Origin of the sequence: Aequorivita sp. CIP111184, assembly GCF_900489465.1 — a bacterium.
Taxonomy (GTDB): Bacteria; Bacteroidota; Bacteroidia; order Flavobacteriales; family Flavobacteriaceae; genus Aequorivita.
This window is the reverse complement of record NZ_UEFQ01000012.1, coordinates 1-15,092: the sequence shown is the minus strand read 5'-3', so window position 1 is coordinate 15,092 and position 15,092 is coordinate 1. Positions and strand designations below refer to the sequence as shown.

Annotated in this window: 13 protein-coding genes; 5 read left to right on the top strand and 8 right to left on the bottom strand. The window is 37.5% G+C overall.

Going from position 1 to position 15,092, the window contains the following annotated elements; all coding sequences use genetic code 11:
* The coding region (locus tag AEQU1_RS00125; RefSeq protein ID WP_146743683.1) for a T9SS type A sorting domain-containing protein at positions 1-232 on the top strand (232 nt) is incomplete at its 5' end.
* Between the two features lie 130 nt (positions 233-362).
* Positions 363-713, top strand: coding sequence for a MauE/DoxX family redox-associated membrane protein (locus tag AEQU1_RS00120; protein ID WP_111877811.1), 351 nt, complete (start codon positions 363-365; stop codon positions 711-713).
* Positions 714-733: 20 nt separating this feature from the next.
* Here the strand turns inward: AEQU1_RS00120 and AEQU1_RS00115 are convergent, their stop codons facing one another.
* Positions 734-1,510, bottom strand: a complete 777-nt coding sequence (locus tag AEQU1_RS00115) for a S1/P1 nuclease (RefSeq protein ID WP_111877809.1) — start codon at positions 1,508-1,510, stop codon at positions 734-736.
* 236 nt (positions 1,511-1,746) lie between these two features.
* On the opposite strand from AEQU1_RS00115, the gene AEQU1_RS00110 reads away from it, so the two are divergent.
* Genes AEQU1_RS00110 through AEQU1_RS00100 form a run of 3 tightly spaced genes read left to right on the top strand, consistent with a single transcriptional unit; the run spans position 1,747 to position 4,816 of the window.
* Positions 1,747-2,673: a S9 family peptidase gene (locus AEQU1_RS00110; protein ID WP_111877812.1), complete on the top strand. Its 927-nt coding sequence runs from the start codon at positions 1,747-1,749 to the stop codon at positions 2,671-2,673.
* 44 nt (positions 2,674-2,717) lie between these two features.
* Positions 2,718-4,055, top strand: a complete 1,338-nt coding sequence (locus AEQU1_RS00105) for a DUF819 domain-containing protein (RefSeq protein ID WP_111877808.1) — start codon at positions 2,718-2,720, stop codon at positions 4,053-4,055.
* 47 nt (positions 4,056-4,102) lie between these two features.
* On the top strand, positions 4,103-4,816 hold the full coding sequence (locus AEQU1_RS00100) for a DUF4369 domain-containing protein (protein WP_111877806.1): 714 nt from the start codon (positions 4,103-4,105) through the stop codon (positions 4,814-4,816).
* On the opposite strand, the gene AEQU1_RS00095 is transcribed toward AEQU1_RS00100, so the two are convergent.
* From AEQU1_RS00095 to AEQU1_RS00065, 7 genes are all read right to left on the bottom strand, one after another.
* Positions 4,811-5,077 carry a hypothetical protein gene (locus tag AEQU1_RS00095; protein ID WP_111877805.1) on the bottom strand — a complete coding sequence of 89 codons (267 nt, stop codon included), beginning with the start codon at positions 5,075-5,077 and terminating at the stop codon, positions 4,811-4,813. The genes AEQU1_RS00100 and AEQU1_RS00095 overlap by 6 nt on opposite strands.
* Before the next feature lie 68 nt (positions 5,078-5,145).
* A complete protein-coding gene (locus AEQU1_RS00090) occupies positions 5,146-6,126 on the bottom strand; it encodes a type I phosphomannose isomerase catalytic subunit (protein ID WP_309300240.1) in 981 nt (326 codons plus the stop codon).
* On the bottom strand, positions 6,123-6,533 hold the full coding sequence (locus tag AEQU1_RS00085) for a 6-carboxytetrahydropterin synthase (RefSeq protein ID WP_111877801.1): 411 nt from the start codon (positions 6,531-6,533) through the stop codon (positions 6,123-6,125). Before AEQU1_RS00085 ends, AEQU1_RS00090 begins: the two co-directional genes overlap by 4 nt.
* Entirely contained in the window at positions 6,530-7,048 is a 519-nt protein-coding gene (idi, locus tag AEQU1_RS00080) for an isopentenyl-diphosphate Delta-isomerase (RefSeq protein ID WP_111877800.1), read from the bottom strand. Before idi ends, AEQU1_RS00085 begins: the two co-directional genes overlap by 4 nt.
* 105 nt (positions 7,049-7,153) lie before the next feature.
* Positions 7,154-9,094, bottom strand: coding sequence for an OmpA family protein (locus tag AEQU1_RS00075; protein ID WP_111877798.1), 1,941 nt, complete (start codon positions 9,092-9,094; stop codon positions 7,154-7,156).
* Positions 9,095-9,106: 12 nt separating this feature from the next.
* Positions 9,107-10,048, bottom strand: coding sequence for a type IX secretion system membrane protein PorP/SprF (locus AEQU1_RS00070; RefSeq protein ID WP_111877796.1), 942 nt, complete (start codon positions 10,046-10,048; stop codon positions 9,107-9,109).
* 54 nt (positions 10,049-10,102) lie between these two features.
* Positions 10,103-15,092 (bottom strand): gliding motility-associated C-terminal domain-containing protein (locus AEQU1_RS00065; RefSeq protein WP_146743682.1); only part of this gene is annotated, 4,990 nt, incomplete at its 5' end.

Genomic DNA, 15,092 nt, shown 5'->3' with positions numbered 1-15,092 from the left:
TGCTTTATATCCAAACCCAGCTAGCAATGTTGTGAACCTTGTTAACAAGACCAACATCTCTCTAGAGAAAATGATGATTTATGACATAAACGGTAAACTTGTAAACCAGACAGACCTTCGCACAATGCAGGGTGAAAAAGCAGTAGATGTTTCATCGCTTGCAGCTGGAGTTTATGTTGTTCAGATTATTGGTGACAATGCAAGCACTGTGAAGCGCTTGATTAAAGAGTAATTCTTCAGAGATTACTTAATTTAAATGAAAGCCTCCTTATGGAAACATAGGGAGGCTTTTACTTTTTAATAAAATCAAGGGTGATGAAACACTCAAAAAGATTACTTTTAAAATCTAAAAATATATTTCTATGCTACCTTGGCACCAATATCTTATAGGGGTTTTATTTATACTCGCAGGAATGAATCATTTTCGGAAGCCAAAACTCTACGAACGCATCATGCCGCCATATATTCCAGCACATAGCAGTATGGTTTTGTTAAGCGGAATTGCAGAAATGATCTTGGGTTTTATGATATTGAACAAAAATACCCAAGCAGCAGCAGCTTGGGCAATAATAATTATGCTTTTGGTATTCTTGCCAATCCACATTTATATGCTTCAGAATGAAAAAGCAGCGATGAAATTACCAAAATGGGTATTAATACTTAGGCTTCCGCTACAATTTGGATTAATGTATTGGGCTTTTCAATATACCTAAGTGAAGAAAAAAAGTTGCTCCTAACTAAAAATTTCATTTAAAAGTCCTGCTAATCGAATACCACCTTTTTGAAGCTGGGAGCGTAATGTATCCATATAATCATACATATATTTATAACTTAGCTTTTCCCCTATTTCCGTGTGTTCATAAATATCTTCACATAAAGCACGACTTTCATACATCCAGTCTATAACAGTCCCGCTTTTAATTGCTTTAACCTGTTCTTTGGAAAGTACATCCGTATTTGCAGCAATTTCTGTGTAAGACATTTCATAGGAATCAAGCATCCTATAATCCCACACAGAATGCAAATTTGTTCCATCGCTAAACCAGCGCACCTGAAAATCATTCCCCCCTTTGTCATCAGCCAAACCAATGTGCAAAGGTTGGTGTAAATCGCCCATAAAATGAACTAACATTTTTAGATAGAAAAGCTTTTCTTCTTTAGGGCTATTAGTATTTTTTAATACAGATATGCATTTATTGATGCCTTGAATTATATCGCCTTTATCGCTCTTTTCGTTCAATTCATATTTTTCTCCAAAAGGAAAATTTACGTAATGCCAAGGACTGAATGAATCATATTGGCGATCACTTTTTATATCATCTCCATAATTTGCAACATACGCCAAGGAATGACCGCTCAGTAATTTCGAAATTTCTTTTTCCGCTTTTTTACTTAAATAATTATCCGCTATTTCACCCACCACTCTGTGCCCAGTTTTACCCCAGTCATCTTCAGCAAATAAACCGTTTGAAAATAGAGAAACGAGTATAACTATTGCAAGCTTTTTCATATTATATAACTTTTGTAGGGAAATATTAAATCAATTTCGGCAAAGATAGCATCCCAAAATACAATATAGATTCAAAAGTTTTCAAAAAATTAAAAAATAACACATTCATGATTATTTAATATATTTATGAAAATTGCTTTTCAATTTTAAATATAAAATACTGGCTAAGCAATATTGTTTCACTTTCTATGTTAAAGGATGAGGTTTGGTGCACTATTACCTATAAAATTCACTCCATGAAATACAGCTTTCTTTTCTTCATTTTTTTCTTTGGAGTAGCCACGGCGCAAAATAAAACATACAATTCCAAAGATTTAAGTATTACTCCTCTAATTGATGGAACACTATTAGTTCCTTCAAACGAAGAAAAGATTCCTTTGGCAATTATCATTGGCGGCAGTGGTCCTACAGACAGAAACGGAAACCAACAAATGATGGAAAACAATAATTTACGTTTTCTTGCTGAAGGACTTTACGAGAAAAATATTGCAACGTTTCGGTATGACAAAAGGATTGTAAAACAAATGAAGCGGAGAAGCCTGGATGAAAAGAATATTCATTTCGGAGATTTTATTGATGACGCTAATGCAGTACTTCTATACTTTAAAAAAGACGAACGCTTTTCAAAAATCTATATAATTGGTCATAGCCAAGGTTCACTTATAGGTATGGTTGCAGCTCAAAATGGGGCTGACGGATTTGTTTCCATCGCAGGAGCGGGACAAGAAATTGACGATGTTATTATAGACCAGTTAACCCAGCAGGCTCCAGGACTTGTTGATAATGCACGTACTTCTTTTGACGATTTAAGGGCAAACGGCGTGGCAATTAATTACAGTCCGGGATTGGCTTCAATTTTCAGAAAAGAAATTCAACCATTTATTTATAGTTGGATGCAGTATGATCCAAAAATTGAAATGACGAAATTGAAAACTCCCGTGCTGATCCTAAACGGTGATAAAGATTTACAGGTCCAAGTCTCCGAAGCGGAGCTTTTGAAAAATGCAAAACCGGATGCCGAATACGAAATCATTCCAAATATGAATCACCTTTTCAAAAAAATTGAAGGGAACGATCTAGAAAACAGCAAATCCTATAACATATACAATCTTCCCGTAATGCCTGAATTAATTAATAGGATCAGCGATTTCATTAAAAAATAAACCGAATTAAAAAATAATTGTATTTTGCAACAAAACCATCAAAAATGCAAGATACAACCATCGAAATCATAAAAGACTCTACACCTCTTTTTACCAATGATACCATCGTTTTTGGAATTTTAATGGTAGCCCTAGGCTTCATTTTTTACACCTCGTCACGAGAAGATGGCTTTTGGAAAAAATTCTACGGTATTGTGCCAGCATTATTTATGGCCTATTTTATTCCAGCACTTTTAACCACTGCCGGGGTTATTTCTCCCGAATGGATTTCAGTATCAGATTCTGGGGAAGCCACTGTGGGAGCTTCCAATTTATATTATATGTCCAGCAGGTATTTATTGCCCGCAGCATTGGTGCTAATGACACTTAGCATTGACCTTAAAGGTGTCTTTAATCTTGGTCCAAAAGCGCTTATTATGTTTTTGGCAGGAACGGCTGGAATAATAATTGGTGGTCCTGTAGCCGTTTTGATTGTGGGAACTATATCTCCCGAAACTGTTGGTGGTGTTGGATCAGATGCAGTTTGGCGCGGACTATCAACACTCGCCGGAAGTTGGATTGGTGGAGGCGCCAACCAAACTGCGATGCTCGAAATCTACGGCTATAATCAAAAATTGTATGGAGGGATGGTCTTTGTAGATATTGTTGTTGCTAATATTTGGATGGCAATAGTTCTCTTCGGAATTGGTAAATCTGCAAAAATTGACAAATGGCTGAAAGCAGATACTTCAGCAATTGAAAGTTTAAAGGAAAAAGTTTCCGATTACGCTAAAAAAATAGATAGAAACCCAACTTTGACAGATTTGATGATTCTTGGGGCCATTGCTTTCGGAACTGTGAGTTTTGCACATTTTGGAGGTAATTTTTTAAGTTCTTTTTTCACTTCGGTAGTAGATGAAATCCCAAAAGGCATAACAAGAAATATCTTCACCTTTCTTGATTCTAGTTTCTTTTGGATGATAACCATAACTACCATAATTGGCGTTTTACTTTCTTTTACAAAGGCGAAAAGTTACGAAGGTGCCGGAGCTAGTAAATTTGGCAGTGTTTTTATTTACATTTTAGTGGCTAGCATAGGAATGAAGATGGATTTAACCCTAATTTTTGATAATTGGGGCCTTATTGTTATCGGGCTTGTATGGATGACAATCCACGCTGGATTAATGATATTAGTTGCAAAATTAATTAGAGCTCCTTATTTCTTCTTGGCCGTTGGAAGCCAAGCAAATGTAGGCGGTGCAGCATCAGCACCTATTGTTGCTTCTGCCTTTCACCCTTCTTTAGCGACCGTGGGTGTTTTATTGGCTGTGTTTGGGTACGCCATTGGAACGGTGGGCGCAATTCTGTGTACAGTATTAATGCAATTAGCTTCGGCAGGATAAAACTTTCAAAAAAAATATCCATCTTTGCATTCCTTAAAAAAAACGAAATGCGCTATTTTCTTCCAATTGCAATTATATTCCTAACAGTTATAAGTTGTAATACGCACACAGAAACGATGAACCTTACCGGCACCGTAAAAGGACTAAAAAAAGGAACACTTTTGCTCCAAAAATTTGAAGATACTGTTTTAGTTACTGTAGATTCAATATCTGTTGATGGAAACTCAGATTTTTCTTTTTCTGAAAAAGTGGAAAGTCCAGAAATTTATTATTTATACGTTCGATTGAAAGACGGAACTTTACGTGACGATCGTATTACTTTCTTTGCTGAAAACGCGGATTTAAACATTCAAACAAACCTTAAAAATTTTGGAAATGCAGCTGTTGTATCAGGTTCTGATAATGATAAGGCACTAAAAGAATATCTAAAACTGAAAGATCGTTATGTGATTAAAAACCTGAGCTTGATTGAAGAAAGGTTGAAATTAGGTAATAAAGTTTCCGATTCTTCACTAATGAAAATCGAAAAGAAGCAGCGAGCCTTGCTTACCAGTAAATATTTAGCGACCATAAATTTTGCGCTAAATCACCAAAATCAAGAAGTGGCGCCTTATTTAATACTGAGCGAAGTTTATGATTCAAACATTAAATACTTAGACACAGTTTACAATGCGCTTGAACCAAAAATAAAAGACTCCAAATACGGTAAGGAATTGGAGTCTTTTATAATAAGCCGAAAAAAAACAGATACTGTTTTATAGAGCGTTAATTTTATCAATTAGCTTTCTGCCACGTTCCTCAAGTTCAACGTTCACTGTTTTAAAGTGTTTCTTTTTGTTTTCAACATCCTTTTGGTTCACTTTAGTTATCAGTTCGTCAAAAGTTGTGATTGCCTCGTCGATAAGTGCTTCAGCCTTTTTGTTTTCTTTATCTGGGTTAGTTAACTCCCAAATGTAGACTGCTTCAATAATATCGCCCAAAACATAGTTAATGTCTTTTTTTAAGTCTCTTACGTTTGCCATAATTTTTCCGCTAAAAGCGTTTTTTAAATAATTATCAATATTTATAATTTCGGCAAAGGTACGAACATTTAAGGAATGTACACTTCCAAAAAGCTTGCAGAATTTGTAGTGATTTTTATTTCAGGTAATTGTGCGGGAATCAACATGGTTTCGCCCTTTTTTATTTCTTCTGAAAAATCATCTGTTTCAATTATCGCATTTCCTTCCAAGCACATATAAACCGTAAATGAAGGAATTTCTTCCAAATTACGTATATACGTCTGGGAAAGTACAAGTTTATTAACAGAAAAGAAATCGGTAGTTCCAATATGTACCGGTGAATTTTTTTCTTCTATGTAATCCAATCTTGGTTTTGATTGATTAAAATCAATTGCATCCAGAGCCAAATCTGTATGCAACTGGCGCATTTTTCCGTTAGTATCAGGTCTGTCCCAATCGTAAATTCGGTACGTAATGTCTGATGTTTGCTGAATTTCAGCTAATAGAACACCTGCACCAATTGCATGTATGGTTCCAGGATCAATCATAAACGCATCTCCATTTTTGATGGCTTCGGAATTCAAAACTTCAGTAATTTTATTTTCAGAAAGAGTCTTTATATATTTTTTCTGATCCATCTTTTCATTGAAACCCAAAATCAGCTTTGCGTTCTTTTCCACATCAATTAAATACCACAATTCCGTTTTTCCGAAAGAGTTGTGCCTACTTTTAGCTAAGAAATCATTGGGATGAACTTGTACGGAAAGATTTTCACGTGCATCAATAAATTTAAAAAGCAATGGGAATTTATTTCCAAAGAGGTTGTAAACTTTTTCTCCTACTAATTTTTCTTTATAATTTTCAAGCAACCAGTTAAGGGATTTTTCTTTTAGCGGGCCGTTTAATATTTCTGAAACATTTTCTGCCACACCTGAAATCTCCCAACTTTCCCCCACATTTCCAACAACATTTTTTTTCAATATTTTATTCAGCTTTTTTCCACCCCAAACTTTTTGTTTAAAAATAGGGTGAAATTTTAGTGGATATAATGGAGAGACAGTAAGCATCATTGGCCGTTGTAAACAACAAAGTTTCGAGGGGTTTCGTATAGTTTTATTGAAACATCGTATTTTGAATCAATGTGGTTTCTAATTTTATCCCAAATAACTACCGCAATATTTTCAACTGTGGGATTTAGATTCTTAAATTCTGGCACTTCAATGTTTAGATTTTTATGGTCGAAAGAATCTTCCACTTCTTCTTTAATAATATTACTCAATATTTTTAGATCCATTAAAAACCCAGTTTCGGGGTTAATATCACCTGTGATACCAACTTCTAGTTCATAATTGTGGCCATGAAAGTGTGGGTTGCTGCATTTTCCAAATATTTCAAAGTTTTTTTCATCACTCCATTCTTTTTTAAAAAGGCGATGTGCGGCATTAAAATGTGCCTTTCTATAAACGGTTAGACTCATATAAGAAGATGTTTGTAAAATTTATCGAAAATGATTTTAAACCAAGCTGTATAAATTTCGGGATTGTTTTGAATATCTTTTTTTACTTCTTCCAAATCCATCCAATTCCAAGATGCAACTTCTTCTGCATTAATATTAGGAGTTCCTTCAAAGTTACCTATCAATATATGATCTAATTCGTGTTCTGTTAGTCCATTATCGAAAGGTGCCTTGTAAATAAATGAAGTGGTTTCTTTTAAATCTGTACTGAAACCCATTTCTTCAAACAATCTTCTTTTACCAGCTTCGAGAGAAGTTTCGCCATCTCGCTGATGGCTACAGCAGGTGTTTGTCCATAGTCCGGGTGAATGGTATTTGTGCAATGCGCGTTGTTGCAACATCAATTGATTTTTCCCATTAAAAACAAAAACTGAAAATGCTCTGTGAAGAATACCCTTTTCGTGGGCTTCTTGTTTTGGCATCAGCCCTATTTTTTCATCATTTTCATTAACGAGGACTACTTGTTCTTCCTTCATCTAAAAACACGTTTTGGCTCAAAAGTACGAAAAGGGCGGCTGTTTTAAAAGCAAAAAGCGTTCAATAGCAAGTATTGAACGCTTTCCATAACTTAATTTGGTTAATTAATTCTTTATTATAAACATTGATCTTCTGTTAAGTTGATGTTCTTCAGCTGTACAAGGCACACCATTTGAACATTTATTCACAAGTTGCGACTCTCCATAACCTTTAGCAGTTAATCTGTTCTTATCAATTCCTTTTCCAACTAACCACTTAAGAGTAGATTGGGCACGACGCTCAGAAAGAGACATATTGTAGTTGTCATTACCGCGAGAATCAGTATGAGATTCAATATGAATAATTAGCTCTGGGTATTCTCTCATTGCTGCAAGAATTTTAGCTAACTCAATTTCAGCATCGCGACGGATGTTTGATTTATCAAAGTCAAAATAGATTGGCTGAAGGTTTAGTTTGCAACCTAAATCGTTTGGAGGACATGGTCCAATTCTCTTTAATGGGAGTGGTACATCTATAGTTCCGGATAACATAGGAGTTTCAATCATTTTCTCATACGGATTGTAACCATCCTTTACCCCTCTTACGGTATATTGTGTTCCGCAATCACTAACAAAGCTATAAGTTCCATCGTTCTTGGCTGTAGTTTGACTAACCAATTGATTGTTTTCGTCCAATAGAGTAACTTGAGCTCCTGGCAACGGATCTTTTGTTTCTTCATCAAACACTTTTCCATTTATTGTAATGGAACAAATTTCTTTTACTAAATAAATATCGTCATCAATACTTCCTCTATCTCCTCCTCTATTTGATGATACATAACCAATACGATCGTCTTCATTAATTATGAAACCAAAGTCGTCTTGAGCACTGTTTGAAGGTGCGCCTAAGTTTGTGATTTTTCCAGGTTTTCCAGCATCGTCAAGTGGTGTTACAAAAATATCATAACCACCAAGACCTGAACGCCCGTCACTTGAAAAATACAGATTATTTTTTTCACTTATGAACGGAAAGGATTCTTTACCTTCAGTATTTATGTCTGAGCCTAAGTTTACGGGAGTTCCGTATTTATCATTACCAAGAATATCAACATACCATAAATCAGACATACCGATAGTACCAGGCATATCAGAAGCAAAATAGAGCTTTTTACCATCTGGACTTAAGGCTGGATGTGCTACGGAATATTCCTTACTATTAAAAGGTAATTTAACAACATTGGTCCAGTTATATTCTCCTGTTTTAGTAGCTTTATATAGCGACAATCTTAGGGTTTTAAACTTATTAGATTTATCAAGACCTTTTTTACCGTCCAAATAGGTGTTTCTTGTAAAATAAACGGTAGTTCCATCTTTAGAGAATGTAGCTGTAGACTCGTTATACTCAGTATTTACATCTCCTCCCAATTTCATCGGGTTACTCAATTCGCCATTAGCTGCTCTATCTGCTACAAATAAATCTAAAAAAGGTTCTTGGGTCCATTCATTTATTTTAACTCCAGTAGTGTTTCCCGCTGAAGTATAAACTACCTTATCTTTTCCATAGAATGATGCTCCAAAATCTGAGTTTGAAGAATTTACTCCTACTTTTTCAAGTACGAAATCTCTAGATTTAAAAACTGTACTTTTCAAATAATTTGGATCATCTTCATAAGATTTGATTACCAAACCTTTTCCGCCTTTTGCTACATAATCTTTTAAAAGGGCATTAGATTCGTCGTATTTCCCTAAGCTTTTCAAAGATTGTGCGGCTCTGTAATAATATTCAGGTTCCGTTTGATCAGGAAATTGTTTTACAAGTTTATCATACCACTTTGCAGCGTTTGTATAATCACTGTTATAATAATATGTATCGCCTAATTTCTTGAAAATCTCGGCAGATTCATATCCATCAGCCACTACCTTTAAATAGATTTCGCGGGCATCTATATAAGCAAACTTATCAAACTCTTTGTTTGCTTTATTAATATCCTTCTGCTGAGAAAAGGTACTACCGGCAGTAAAAACTACCAAGGTAAAAAGTAATATGTTACGTACTATTGTATTCATAGTCTTGATTTTTTAGAAGAATCTCGGGGTTAGCACTCGTTCTGGTTTATTGAACAATTCAAAGCGAAGCATAACTTCATAGGAGCCATCACTGTAAGCTTCAATATCTGTTGTTTGATAATCATAAGCGAAACCAATGAATATCTGGTCAGTAGCTTGAAAGCCAACCAATCCACTCATAGCGGCACTCCATCTGTAGGCAGCACCAAGAGTTACTTTATCATACAGCAAGAAATTGGCAGAAACATCGGCTTGTAAAGGAGAACCACTCACCATCTTGAACAAAGTTGCGGGTTTAAATTTTAAGTTATCACTAAGATCAAACACATAACCAGCAATCAAAAAATAGTGCATACGCTCTGCCGCGGTTGTTTCAATCGTGGTGTTGGCAATACTATTTTTATCGAAATGCTTTGTGGTTAAGAAATTTGGGACCGAAAGTCCTGCATAAAACTTCTCTGTATTATAATATATACCCGCTCCAATTTGTGGTTGAAGTTTGTTATCAATGTTATTCTCTGAAAAGTATGGATCATTACCGTCATATATATTCAGTTTGCTGAAATCGACATTCAAAATGTCAAGCCCCGCTTTTAGACCGAAAGATAACTTTGCAGATTCAGAAGTTCTGATACTATAGGAATAATCAATATTAAAGTTAGTTTCAATTGATGGTCCAATTCTGTCATTTACTACAGACAGTCCTAGCCCCATATTGTCCCCAACTGGTGAATTTACTGTAAAGGTTCCCGTATTGGGTGCTCCGTCACCAAAATTGACCCATTGAGTTCTGTATAATAAACCAAAACTTAATGCTTCACGATTTCCGGCATATGCAGGGTTTACCACCTGCGTATTGTACATATACTGAGTGTACTGTGGATCCTGCTGCGCTTTACTTGAAAACGTGCCAAGTAAAATCAAAATTAGTAGTGTTAGATAACTGTGTTTCATAGTTATGTATTTTAATCCTGGGAGGGAATTTCCTCCCAGGAATTTTTGATTTTTCTATCTATTAATATATAAATATCCGTTATAGCTGCTCTTACCAGGGTTATCTGCTGGAAAGGTAAGAATATAGAAGTATGTACCTGTTGGTAATTCTTTATTTTCTTGAACAGTTACACGTCCTTCTGAGATACCTCTGAAAACATTCTGAGTTCCATCTGAGCCACCGTAACCATTGGTTTCAAAGACTAGTACACCCCATCTGTTGAATATCTTAACATTATTGTTAGGATAATTTTCGATACCTACAATCTGGAAGTATTCGTTAAGACCATCACCGTTTGGTGTAATACCGTTGAATATTTCAAAAGTAGTTGGCAATACATCTGGCAATACAACAACCGTTGGATCATCTGGTTCACCATCACCGTTGTTATCAATGTTGGTTAGATCTGTTGGATCATCAGAATCATCAGTTACTATATTTCCATCTTCATCCTCTCCGGTTACCGTTGCTTGGTTAACCACCTCACCGTTTCCTATATCTTGATCATTAATTATATAGACTGCTGTGAATGTAGTGTCATCAGTTTCTCCTGGCAGCAATTGTGCAATTGGACCACCTAAAATCTGAATACCTGGCAATAGGTCGGTTATGGTTATGTTATATAAAGTAATTTGTCCTGTATTAGTTATACTGAAAGAATAGCTGATCGTTTCACCTACATCTGACGCACCATTTCCGTTTTCATCGTTAAACACTCCTGTTTTCTCAAGAGATATCATTCCAACTGGTGGAACTATATTACAAACATTTACAATGGTTGGATCGTTTTCTGTATAACTATTATCATCAGACAGATCGGATACAACATCACCGTTTGGAGCAATACCATCTGCTATAGCTTGGTTTTCAACAAAACCTGCATCTACGTCAGTCTGTGTTATGGTATATATCGCTGTGAATGTTGTAGTGTCATCTTCACCTGTTGCCAAGTTTATTGGACCTCCTACTACGGCTACCAAAGGATCTGTTATTGTTACGCTGGTCAATGCAACGTTTCCTGTGTTCTTAACACTGAAACTATATACAATTGTTTCACCAAGATCAGCACATCCGTTACCATTCTCATCTGTTGGCACACCTACTTTTATTAAAGCAATAGCAGGGTTTTGGCAAAGTTCAGTAATGGTTGGATCATTTTCCAATTCACTATTGTCATCAGACAGGTCGCTAACTGTAGTTCCAGAAGCGTCAGTACCAGTGGCAGTAGCTTGGTTTATAACTTCTCCTGCATCAATATCAGCTTGTGTGATAGTGTATGTGGCAGTGAAAGATGTTCCATCCGTAGCACCTGGAGTCAATGTTATTGGCCCTCCTACTACACTCACCAATGGATCGGTTACTGTTACATTTGATAATGTAACATTTCCAAGGTTGAATACTGTGAAAGTATAGCTGATAGTTTCATCAACATCTGCACAACCGTTTCCATTTGTATCATTAACAACTCCAGTTTTTATAAGAGCTATTACTGGGTTTTGGCACAACTCAACAATTGTTGGATCATCTTCGAGTACACTATTATCATCCGAAAGATCACTTACTACCGTTGCATCTGGTGCAGTACCTTCTGCAGTGGCCTGGTTAGTAACTTGTCCAGCATCTATATCAATTTGTGTAATAGCATATGAGCCGGTATAAGTCCAAATTTCTGTTACATCAAGTTTACCATCTCCGTCGGTATCACCAGTTGGACCGGTGATAGTAGCAATCAATGGATCTGTTACCGTTACGTTACTTAAGCTCACGTTACCTTCATTTGTTACTGTGAAAGTATAACTAATAGTCTCATCAACATCTGAACAGTCATTTCCATTCTCATCGTTGAAGATTCCTGTCTTAACAATCGCAATAGCTGGATTTTGACACAACTCAATTATTGTTGGGTCATTCTCAAGCACGCTGCTCTCATCAGAAAGGTCAATCACAGCGTTATCCATAGGATCGTTTGCTTTTACAGTAGCTTGGTTTATTACTTCCCCAGCATCTATATCTTCTTGAGTTATAGCATATGTACCTGTATAAATCCAAGTTTCAGTCACATCAAGTTCACCATCGCTATCAGTATCACCTGTTGGACCAGTGATGATAGCAATTAGTGGGTCAGTAACAATAACATCGCTTAAACTTACATTTCCTTCATTTGTTACTGTGAAAGTATAGCTAATAGTCTCATCAATATCTGAACAGTCATTTCCATTCTCGTCATTGAAAATTCCAGTTTTAACGATGGCAATAGCTGGGTTCTGACAAAGCTCAGTTATTGTAGGATCATTTTCTAGAACACTACTCTCATCAGAAAGATCACTTACTACAGTTGCATCAGGAGCGGTACCTTCGGCAGTAGCTTGGTTTTTCACTTCCCCTAGGTCTATATCATCTTGTGTGATGGCATAAGATCCAGTATATATCCAAGTTTCTGTTACATCCAGTTCACCATCTGCATCGGTATCACCTGTTGGACCAGTAATAGTAGCAATCAATGGATCTATTACTGTTACGTTGCTTAAGCTCACGTTACCTTCATTTGTTACCGTGAAAGTATAACTAATAGTCTCATCAACATCTGAACAGTCGTTTCCGTTTTCATCGTTGAAGACGCCAGTTTTTACAATTGCAATGTCTGCATTTTGACATAGTTCGATGATGGTAGCATCATCATTGTCTATCTCAGTTCCTGATTGGTCTTCCACATCATCTCCAGATGGTGGGGTTCCAACAGCAGTTGCTTGGTTGGTAACGCTTCCCGTGTCTATATCATCTTGTGTGATGGTATAAGAGGTAGCGGTATAAACCCAAGTTTCTGTTACATCCAGTTTACCGTCACTATCTGTATCACCTCCTTGGAACACAATGTTCACTACTGGGTTTGGCGCTTGCAATAATGGATCGGTAACTGTTATATTTGATAGGCTCACGTTTCCTTCATTGGTAACTGTGAACGTATAGGTAATTGTATCGATGCCCGCATCAGAACACTGGTTGCCGTCAACATCGTTGAAGACGCCAGTTTTTACGATTGCGATGTCTGGGTTCTGGCAAAGCTCAACAACAGTAGCGTCGTCATTGGCAATATCAGTTCCTGAAAGATCATCAACATCGTCACCCGATGGTGGGGTTCCAACAGCAGTAGCCTGATTGGTAACGCTTCCCGTGTCTATATCATCTTGTGTGATGGTATAAGAGGTAGCGGTGTAAATCCAAGTCTCTGTTACATCCAGTTTACCGTCACTATCCGTATCACCACCTTGGAACACTATGTTCACTACTGGGTTTGGTGCTTGCAACAATGGATCGGTAACTGTTATGTTTGACAGGCTCACGTTTCCTTCATTGGTAACCGTGAACGTATAGGTAATTGTATCGATGCCCGCATCAGAACACTGGTTGCCGTCAACATCGTTGAAGACGCCAGTTTTTACGATGGCGATGTCTGGGTTCTGGCAAAGCTCAACAACAGTAGCGTCGTCATTGGCAATATCAGTTCCTGAAAGATCATCAACATCGTCACCCGATGGTGGGGTTCCAACAGCAGTTGCTTGGTTGGTAACGCTTCCCGTGTCTATATCATCTTGTGTGATGGTATAAGAGGTAGCGGTATAAATCCAAGTTTCTGTTACATCCAGTTTACCGTCACTATCTGTATCACCTCCTTGGAACACAATGTTCACTACTGGGTTTGGCGCTTGCAATAATGGATCGGTAACTGTTATATTTGATAGGCTCACGTTTCCTTCATTGGTAACTGTGAACGTATAGGTAATTGTATCGATGCCCGCATCAGAACACTGGTTGTCATCAACATCGTTGAAGACGCCAGTTTTTACGATGGCGATGTCTGGGTTCTGGCAAAGCTCAACAACAGTAGCGTCGTCATTGGCAATATCAGTTCCTGAAAGATCATCAACATCGTCACCCGATGGTGGGGTTCCAACAGCAGTAGCCTGATTGGTAACGCTTCCCGTGTCTATATCATCTTGTGTGATGGTATAAGAGGTAGCGGTGTAAATCCAAGTCTCTGTTACATCCAGTTGACCGTCACTATCCGTATCACCACCTTGGAACACTATGTTCACTACTGGGTTTGGTGCTTGCAACAATGGATCGGTAACTGTTATGTTTGACAGGCTCACGTTTCCTTCATTGGTAACCGTGAACGTATAGGTAATCATATCGATGCCCGCATCAGAACACTGGTTGCCGTCAACATCGTTGAAGACGCCAGTTTTTACGATGGCGATGTCTGGGTTCTGGCAAATTTCCGTTACAGTAGCATCATCATTGTTAACTGTTGTTCCTGATAGGTCCTCAACATCGTCACCCGATGGAGGTGTTCCAACAGCTGTAGCTTGGTTGGTCACACTTCCTGTGTCTATATCATCTTGTGTAATTGCATAGTTCGCAGTGTAGATCCACTCCTCGCCATTTTCCAAAATGCCGTCGCCGTCATCTCCCGATTGGTAAGCAATAGCCACCACTGGGTTAGGTAACTCTAGCAATGGATCCGTTACGCGGATGTTGCCCAGGTCTACGTTGCCTTCGTTGGTTACCTTGAAAGTATAAGCGATAAGATCGCCTACCTCACTGGTACACTCTCCGTTCACGATTGGATCGTAAACAGAACTCTTAACGATTGCAATCTTAGCCGATTGGCAGATTTCTGTTACAGTCGCTTCATTATTATTAACAGTTGTTCCTGATAGGTCGTTAACATCTGCACCTACTGGTGGGGTTCCAACAGCGGTAGCTTGGTTTGTTACGCTTCCCGTATTTAGGTCTGTCTGTGTAATTGCATAGTTCGCAGTGTAGATCCACTCCTCGCCACTTTCCAAGATGCCGTCGCCGTCATCTCCCGATTGGTAAGCAATAGCCACCACTGGGTTAGGCAACTCTAGCAATGGATCCGTTACGCGGATGTTGCTCAGGTCTACGTTGCCTTCGTTGGTTACCTTGAAAGTATAAGCGATAAGATCGCCTACCTCACTG

Excerpts from the sequence above, each read along its gene's own strand:
- AEQU1_RS00070 (WP_111877796.1), bottom strand. The coding sequence starts at position 10,048 with ATGAAACACAGTTATCTAACACTACTAATTTTGATTTTACTTGGCACG.
- AEQU1_RS00100 (WP_111877806.1), top strand. The coding sequence starts at position 4,103 with ATGCGCTATTTTCTTCCAATTGCAATTATATTCCTAACAGTTATAAGT.
- idi (WP_111877800.1), bottom strand. The coding sequence starts at position 7,048 with ATGAAGGAAGAACAAGTAGTCCTCGTTAATGAAAATGATGAAAAAATA.
- AEQU1_RS00120 (WP_111877811.1), top strand. The coding sequence starts at position 363 with ATGCTACCTTGGCACCAATATCTTATAGGGGTTTTATTTATACTCGCA.
- AEQU1_RS00095 (WP_111877805.1), bottom strand. The coding sequence starts at position 5,077 with ATGGCAAACGTAAGAGACTTAAAAAAAGACATTAACTATGTTTTGGGC.
- AEQU1_RS00115 (WP_111877809.1), bottom strand. The coding sequence starts at position 1,510 with ATGAAAAAGCTTGCAATAGTTATACTCGTTTCTCTATTTTCAAACGGT.
- AEQU1_RS00085 (WP_111877801.1), bottom strand. The coding sequence starts at position 6,533 with ATGAGTCTAACCGTTTATAGAAAGGCACATTTTAATGCCGCACATCGC.
- AEQU1_RS00105 (WP_111877808.1), top strand. The coding sequence starts at position 2,718 with ATGCAAGATACAACCATCGAAATCATAAAAGACTCTACACCTCTTTTT.
- AEQU1_RS00110 (WP_111877812.1), top strand. The coding sequence starts at position 1,747 with ATGAAATACAGCTTTCTTTTCTTCATTTTTTTCTTTGGAGTAGCCACG.
- AEQU1_RS00090 (WP_309300240.1), bottom strand. The coding sequence starts at position 6,126 with ATGATGCTTACTGTCTCTCCATTATATCCACTAAAATTTCACCCTATT.
- AEQU1_RS00075 (WP_111877798.1), bottom strand. The coding sequence starts at position 9,094 with ATGAATACAATAGTACGTAACATATTACTTTTTACCTTGGTAGTTTTT.